Below are 7,490 nucleotides of genomic sequence, written 5' to 3'. Positions count from 1 at the left end.
CCGATATCTACACATTCCACCGTTACACCGGGAATTCCAGTCTCCCCTACCGCACTCCAGCCCGCCCGTACCCGGCGCAAACCCACCGTTAAGCGATGGGCTTTCACACCAGACGCGACGAACCGCCTACGAGCTCTTTACGCCCAATAAATCCGGATAACGCTTGCACCCTACGTATTACCGCGGCTGCTGGCACGTAGTTAGCCGGTGCTTATTCACAAAGTACACTCAACTTAAAAAGCCTTGCTCCCTTGTAAAAGAGGTTTACAACCCGAAGGCCTCCATCCCTCACGCGGCGTCGCTGCATCAGGCTTGCGCCCATTGTGCAATATTCCCCACTGCTGCCTCCCGTAGGAGTCTGGGCCGTATCTCAGTCCCAATGTGGCCGGTCGCCCTCTCAGGCCGGCTACCCGTCAAAGCCACGGTAGGCCATCACCCCACCGTCAAGCTGATAGGACGCGACCCCATCCCATACCGCAAAAAAGCTTTCCCACAATCACATGCGATCATGTGGAACATTCAGTATTACCACCCGTTTCCAGGAGCTATCCCAAAGTACAGGGCAGGTCAGTCACGCATTACTCACCCGTTCGCCACTCTCACCCCAAGCAAGCTTGAGGATCCCGTTCGACTTGCATGTGTTAAGCACGCCGCCAGCGTTCATCCTGAGCCAGAATCGAACCCTCCACAAAAAAAGCAGAAAGACACGAAGTGACTCTCAAAAACAAAAAATCGACAATCGTCCTATAAGGAAGGACGTTCGCACAAAAACCCCAACCCCCATCAAACCCTCCCAGGTACTCCAACAAAACCATTGAAGCGGGAATTGGACTGGCAATCACAAACATAAAGAAGTAGTACAAACACGCTCTTGAGTTCTCAAACCACCACCACACCAACCCAGCAGAACCCCAAACCATCAAGGGAAGGAACCCCGCCGCGCTGAGCGGCAACAGGTGAATAACTTACACCAACCCAACCACCAACGCAAATCAGTGCGCACGAAACCAGAGCAAACCGTTGCAATATAACGGTTCCCTCGGCGTGTCGCAACAAGCTAAAATCAGCCCTCACAACCCCACTAACCACAGCTTAACCCCACACAAGCGCTCAAAAATCATTCACTCCACCATGCAAGACGGCGTGTCGCGCAAATCTCGCACATACCTCACCTGAATCGCGCACGCGCCCAAACTCACTCACGCACACCAACCGTTCACTCAACGCGGGTATACCTGTATATATGACGAAAAAAATCGCAGTCCTGACCGGCGCAGGCATCTCCACATCAGCCGGCATCCCTGACTTCCGCGGTCCTGACGGCGTCTGGACCAAACATCCCGAACAAATGAGCGTCTACGATATCGACGCGTTCCTCACTAATAAAGAAGAACGCGAATACTCGTGGCGCTGGCAAAAAGAATCCCCCGTCTGGAATGCGCAACCCGGCACCGCGCACAAGGCACTCGTCAAACTCGAGAAGGCCGGACTACTCACGCTGCTCGCCACGCAAAACTTCGACGCACTACACGAAAAAGCAGGCAACTCGTCAAACGTCATCGTCAACTTGCACGGCACCATCGGCACATCGCACTGTATGAAATGCCACGCACAATACAACACCGCCGATATCATGGCGCGACTCGACGAAGAACCAGACCCGCACTGCCACCGCAAACTGCCATACAACGGCAACATGCCATGCGACGGTCTCATCAAAACCGACGTCGTCTACTTCGGCGAGCAACTGCCCGACGGTGCAATGGAAAAGTCCATGAAACTCGCAACCGAAGCCGACGAATTCTGGGTGATCGGATCGACGCTCGAAGTATTCCCAGCCGCATCGCTGGTACCGGTTGCCGCGCAAGCCGGCGTACCGATCACGATTATGAATATGGGACGCACGCAGTACGATCGCCTCGCCACGAGACTGATTCGCGAGGATATTGCTGTCGCGCTGCCCAAACTCGTAGACGAGACGATCGCCGCCGCACAGTAAGTCGCGCATAAATGTTGTGGCTCCCCGCAAGAGGAGCCACAACCAACCGCACAGTGATCGAGTGATCAGTAGATGCGCTTAGGACTGAACCCGGCAGCCTTCAGCGCCGCGAGAATACGATCAATATGGTCCGGGCCGTTCGTTTCAACCGTCACGTCAAGCGCGACCGAATTCGTGTAGTGGCCGGATGCCTTAAACTGATCGTGATCCAACGCGATTACGTTCGCGCGTTCGTTCGCAAGCAACGTCGCAACCTTAACCAGCTGACCAGGCACATCCGGCAACTCAACTTCGAAGTTCATGATGCGGCCGCGCGCGATCATACCCTTCTGAATCACCGCGCCAATCGTCACCGTATCAATATTGCCGCCCGACATAATCGGCACCACCACATGCGGTCCCGGCGCAGACGCGAACTTACGCGAGCGCAAGTTGAGATGCTCAAGAGCCGCCAGCGACACCGCGCCCGCAGCCTCAACCACCAGCTTGTGCTTTTCCAGCATGAGCAGAATCATCTCATTAATATCACGCTCGGTCACAGTAACGAGATCGTCAAGGAACTCGTTGAGTAGAGCAAATGGCAGATCGCCCGGGTGCTTAACCGCCACACCTTCAGCCGAAGTGACCACCTGATCGGCGGGGGTCACGCGACCCGCGGCAAACGAATCCTTCCACGCCGGCGAGCCTTCCGGAATTGCGCCAATCACACGAACTTGCGGCTTAAACGTCTTGATCGCGAGCGCAACGCCCGCACCAAGTCCGCCACCGCCAAGCGGCACGACCACGTCGGTAACGTCTGGCACATCTTCGAGAATCTCCAAACCGATCGTGCCTTGGCCGCAGATCACCTCGTAATCGTCGAATGGCGGTACGTAAATCATGCCCTGCTCGTCGGCTAGTTTGGCCGCGTACGCAGCGGCCTCGTCGAATACATCGCCATGCAGCACAACGTCGGCACCGTACGCCTTCGTAGCGTCGACTTTGAGCGGCGGAGTAATGGTCGGCATGCAGATCGTTGCCTTCGCACCACGCTCGCGAGCCGCGTATGCCACGCCCTGCGCATGGTTGCCAGCCGACGCGGTGACGATACCGCGAGCCAGTTCCTCGTCGGAAAGCGACGCGATCTTGTTGTATGCGCCGCGGATTTTGAACGATCCGGTGACCTGCAGGTTCTCTGGTTTGAGGAGAATCTTGTGGCCTGTCATTTCGGACAGAACCGGGGAGGGGATGATTTCTGTGTGACGAGCGGTCCCCTTCAACCGTTCGGCGGCGAGCTTAAGTTCAGCCGCGTGGTCACGCTGTAATGCCTTGAGGACGTCTGTTTGTTCCATGTGCGCTATTGTATGCGCCGCGGTGGGCGAGACGCGGCGCATGTCCATACCGAGCTAAGGATGCTTTCTTCAATCTGAGAGGCAGATTTTGTGCGTTGCAGGGGTCTTTCTGCAATCTGAGAGGCAGGTTACTGCGGATATTATGCCCAAGATCCTTGTGATTATGGGGAATACGGCGTTATTTTCGACGATACCTGCCTCTCAGATTGCAGAAAGACCCCTGCACAACTGAAAAACTGCCTCTCAGATTGAAGAAAGCATGTTCAGAATGATCGCAAGGACGCTCAGATCCGGATCACCACACCCTCCCACGGGGCGAGCTCGCGCTTGGTGAGAGACGCAACCGCATGGTCGGCGTCATGTGTGGCGATCACGATCGCGTCGGCGGAAATCGGCCCGCACGCAGAATCAGCCGTTTCGCTCACCAATGCCGCCGATTCAGCCGGCAAATCAACCGTGCGGCCAGACAGGTTAACAACCGTCAGCAGTCGCTCGTCGCCAAGCGAACGCACGAACGCGTACACATGCTCATCGTCAGCGTCAACCAGCGTCCACGAGCCGGCCGAAACCGCTGGATTATCGTGACGTAATGCGATCAGTCGCTTGTAGAACGCATACACCGACTCGGGATCATCGAATTCAGCAGCGGCATTGATCTCCGCACAGTTCGGATTGACTGAAATCCACGGTTCAGTCGACGCGTCCGGTGCGGTGAAACCTGCGTACTTTGACGCATCCCACTGCATCGGCGTGCGCGCGTTGTCGCGACTACGCGCAGCCAAACCGATCATCATCGACTCGGCCGTCTGTACGTGTGCTTCTTCAACGCGCTGGCGGAATGCGTTGAGCGATTCGAGATCACGGTACTGGTCGAGACGCGTGAAATGTGCGTCGGTCATGCCGAGTTCCTCACCTTGATAGACGTACGGCGTACCGCGATGCATGTGCAGCATCAAGCCGAGCGCCTTCGCGGAACGCACGCGGTCGTCTTCGTTCGAGTCGTCGCCCCAGCGCGAAACGACACGCGGCTGATCGTGGTTGCCAGTAAATAGGCTCGCCCAGCCAGCCTTGGCAACTGCAGTTTGATAGCCGGCCATGATGCGCTTGAGCTTGGGCAGTTCGAGCGCGCGCGGCTTCCATTTGATGCCGTCGCTGTCGAAATCGACGTGCTCGAACAGGAATAGCATGTCGAGCTCGCCGTTTGCTGGGTCAGTGATGTATTCGTTGCGCTGCGCGGTAATGCCGGGAGCTTCACCGACGGTCATGAATCCGTCGCGGCCGTCGAATACTTCGCGGCGCATTTCGGCAAGGAACTCGTCTTGGCGAGGACCGTCAGCGCAGAACGGGCTCGGATTGGAGTAACCTTCCTCGCCGATCGGGCCATCTTCAAGCTCGGAACCAGCCTCGCCGGGGAGCTTGCCGTTACTGTCTGTGCGCTTGGAAATCAGCGTGATCACATCCATACGGAAACCATCCACGCCGCGATCCAACCACCAGTTCATCATGTCGTACACCGCGCGACGCACCGCCGGATTTTCCCAATTAAGGTCCGGCTGCTTCTTCGAGAACTGATGGAAATAGTATTCACCACGCGTCTCGTCGTACTCCCACGCGGAACCGCCGAAATACGAACCCCAACGATTCGGCTCAGCGCCGGGCTCACCGGGCGTAGTGCCCGGGCGAGCCGGACGCCACCAATACCAGTCCGCGTGCGGATCGTCGGGATTTTTGGAAGCCTCAAACCACGCGTGCTCATCAGACGTATGATTCACCACCAAATCCATCACAATCTTCAGACCACGCTTATGCGCCTCCGCCAGCAGCTCATCCATATCCGCGAGCGTGCCAAAGAGCGGATCAATATCGCGATAATCGGAAATATCGTAACCGTTATCGTCCTGCGGGGATTTGTAAACCGGGCTCAACCACAGCACATCCACGCCAAGATCAGAAAGATAATCAAGACGACTCGTAATGCCCTTGAGGTCGCCGAAGCCGTCGCCGTTCGTGTCCTGGAAGGAGCGCGGATAGATCTGGTAGACGACGGCGTTGGCCCACCACGGATTCGGGGTCGCGCCGTTTGTACGGATATCGTTTGGCAGGGTCGGTCGGTTGAATGAGGTCATCGGTTGGCTCCTTTGCTTGCGTTGACGCGCTTATCAGCACGCCGTGATTCATCCGGTATAAGCCAGCATAAAAAATACGGATTTACATTCCCATCTGCCCGCTCGCCGGGTGCGTCGGAAAGAAAATCATTTCAGCCAACGATTCGACCGCCGCCGCCCAACTGCGGTATTTTTGTTGTTGAGGAAAAGAAATAACGCGAGGTGGCTGATATGACGTTTATTTCGGCGGAAAACGGCGATTTTCCCCACTGGTTCGAGGGTTCAGAATACATGCATCGCGTCGCACGAGCGATCGCGCAGTACGGTCCAATCGCCCGCACGACGCTCGCGCAACTCCTCGGGCTCTCGCAAGGCGCACTATCTCGCATCACCAGCGATCTCATCTACGCAGGCGTTATCGAAGAACTGCCAGCAGACACGGTCGCGCGCGGCCCGCTTCCGCAAGGATTCACGCCAAAAGAGAGTTCCGACCGTCGCGGACGCCCGCAAACTGCACTCGCACTGTGTGAAAACGCGCGCACATTCGTCGGTATCAAAGTTCACGGTACGTCGGCCGTTGCGGCGGCGGTGAACGCGCACGGCAAAGTCGTATCTAGTCGTCACGAACGCGCGCTGACCGACCAGTCTCCCGCGGACGTCACTGCTGCGATCGCCGCGCTGGTGAGCGAATGTCAAGCGGACATCGCGACGACCACACTGCCCGCGCCGACTGCGGTCGGTATTGCGGTCGGCGGTCACGTTGAGCGTGACGCAATCGTAACGTTTGCGCCATTTTTGCACTGGGATGACGCGGTTGATCTCAAATCGATGGCCGAGCGCGCGACTGGTCTGCCGTGCAATATTTACAACGATATTGACTCACTACTCGTGGATGCGAGCTGGTTTGGGCCGGGCGTCGGGTTGGAAACGTTCGCGGTGGTGACGATTGGCGTCGGAGTTGGTTATTCGCTTGCGATTCACGGCGAGCCGGTTACGTACCCGGATAAAAGCTACGGTTTGGTTGGGCACGTGTTGGTTGATCCGGAAGGGCCGGAATGCGTTGCCGGTCACCGCGGGTGCGCGGAATGTCTGACCGATAATTCGATCGCAAGTCAGTATTCGCAAATAATTGGGCAGGCGTGCGGATTTGATCGGTTTGTGGCCGATGCGCGCGCTGGTGTGCCGCAAGCAGTACGACTGGTGAATCGCACGTGTTTCCGACTGGGAACGCTGATTGCGACCGTGGCGAATCTCGCGATGCCGTCGAAAGTGATGATCGCGGGCGAATCTGCGTTTTTGGCGAAAATGGGGGCGGATTGCGTGCGCGATGGCATTCGTCGATATCGGCATAGTCAGGCGGCGCCGGTGCAGTTCACCGTGGTTGATCACGATTGGCAGTTGTGGGCGAAAGCAGCGGCCGCGCGCGTTATTGCGCGATATATCGGGTGAGCGCGACTCTTGCATAGTTTGTCTGACGATGGGTAGTGCCCGGATTCTTGCGCACTTTGGTCTTCGCCCGGCTCTGCGACGATGATCAGTTCGCTACTGGTACGCTCTCACCGAGCCGGGACATGTCGAGGTAACGGCGCGTCGACCACTCGTTCGAGGTCACGTAGCGGACGCGCGCGCAGACGAGCATCAACGCGCTCCGCCCGTCCGGAAACGAGCCGACCACGCGCGTGCGTCGCCTGATCTCGCGGTTCAATCGTTCGATCATGTTGTTCGTACGGATGCGCCGGCGATGTTCCCTCGGATAGTCGTCGAGCAGGTAGGTCGTCGTCTCGCTAATGCCTTCGCGCAGGCATTTGGCAGCCTCTCTGAGCTTCCTTGTCTCCAGTTCCTTGGCGACGGATTCCGCCTTCTCCAACGCCTTGTCGCGTGATTCCATAGCAAACACGGCCTTAAGCGCGTCCGCAGCCCACTCCCGGTTTCTGGGGTTGACCTTGGCGAGGATATTGCGTTCGAAATGCACCATGCACCGCTGATAACGCGCCTCCGGCAACAGTTCGTTCACGGCGGCCACGAGTCCCGCGCACCGGTCACCCGTTACCAATC

General features: G+C 57.4%; 5 protein-coding genes and 1 rRNA gene. 2 read left to right on the top strand and 4 right to left on the bottom strand.

Annotation, left to right across the window (positions count from 1 at the left end):
- A 16S ribosomal RNA gene (locus BHAP_RS02425) occupies nucleotides 1–692 on the bottom strand; the annotation flags it as partial.
- A 551-nt stretch (nucleotides 693–1,243) separates the two neighbouring features.
- Here BHAP_RS02425 and BHAP_RS02420 point away from each other — a divergent pair.
- Nucleotides 1,244–1,999, top strand: coding sequence for a Sir2 family NAD-dependent protein deacetylase (locus BHAP_RS02420; protein ID WP_094729225.1), 756 nt, complete (start codon nucleotides 1,244–1,246; stop codon nucleotides 1,997–1,999).
- A gap of 65 nt (nucleotides 2,000–2,064) precedes the next feature.
- On the opposite strand, the gene ilvA is transcribed toward BHAP_RS02420, so the two are convergent.
- Nucleotides 2,065–3,330, bottom strand: coding sequence for a threonine ammonia-lyase (gene ilvA / locus BHAP_RS02415; protein WP_094729227.1), 1,266 nt, complete (start codon nucleotides 3,328–3,330; stop codon nucleotides 2,065–2,067).
- A gap of 284 nt (nucleotides 3,331–3,614) precedes the next feature.
- A complete protein-coding gene (locus BHAP_RS02410; protein ID WP_094729224.1) occupies nucleotides 3,615–5,456 on the bottom strand; it encodes a glycoside hydrolase family 13 protein in 1,842 nt (613 codons plus the stop codon).
- A gap of 210 nt (nucleotides 5,457–5,666) precedes the next feature.
- On the opposite strand from BHAP_RS02410, the gene BHAP_RS02405 reads away from it, so the two are divergent.
- Nucleotides 5,667–6,884, top strand: coding sequence for an ROK family transcriptional regulator (locus BHAP_RS02405; RefSeq protein ID WP_094729226.1), 1,218 nt, complete (start codon nucleotides 5,667–5,669; stop codon nucleotides 6,882–6,884).
- A gap of 85 nt (nucleotides 6,885–6,969) precedes the next feature.
- Here the strand turns inward: BHAP_RS02405 and BHAP_RS02400 are convergent.
- Nucleotides 6,970–7,490 (bottom strand): transposase (locus BHAP_RS02400; RefSeq protein WP_211279670.1); only part of this gene is annotated, 521 nt, incomplete at its 5' end.

The sequence above is a fragment of the Bifidobacterium hapali genome (genome assembly GCF_002259755.1).
In the GTDB taxonomy this organism is placed as follows: Bacteria; Actinomycetota; Actinomycetes; order Actinomycetales; family Bifidobacteriaceae; genus Bifidobacterium; species Bifidobacterium hapali.
This window is presented reverse-complemented; position numbering and strand designations above follow the sequence as displayed.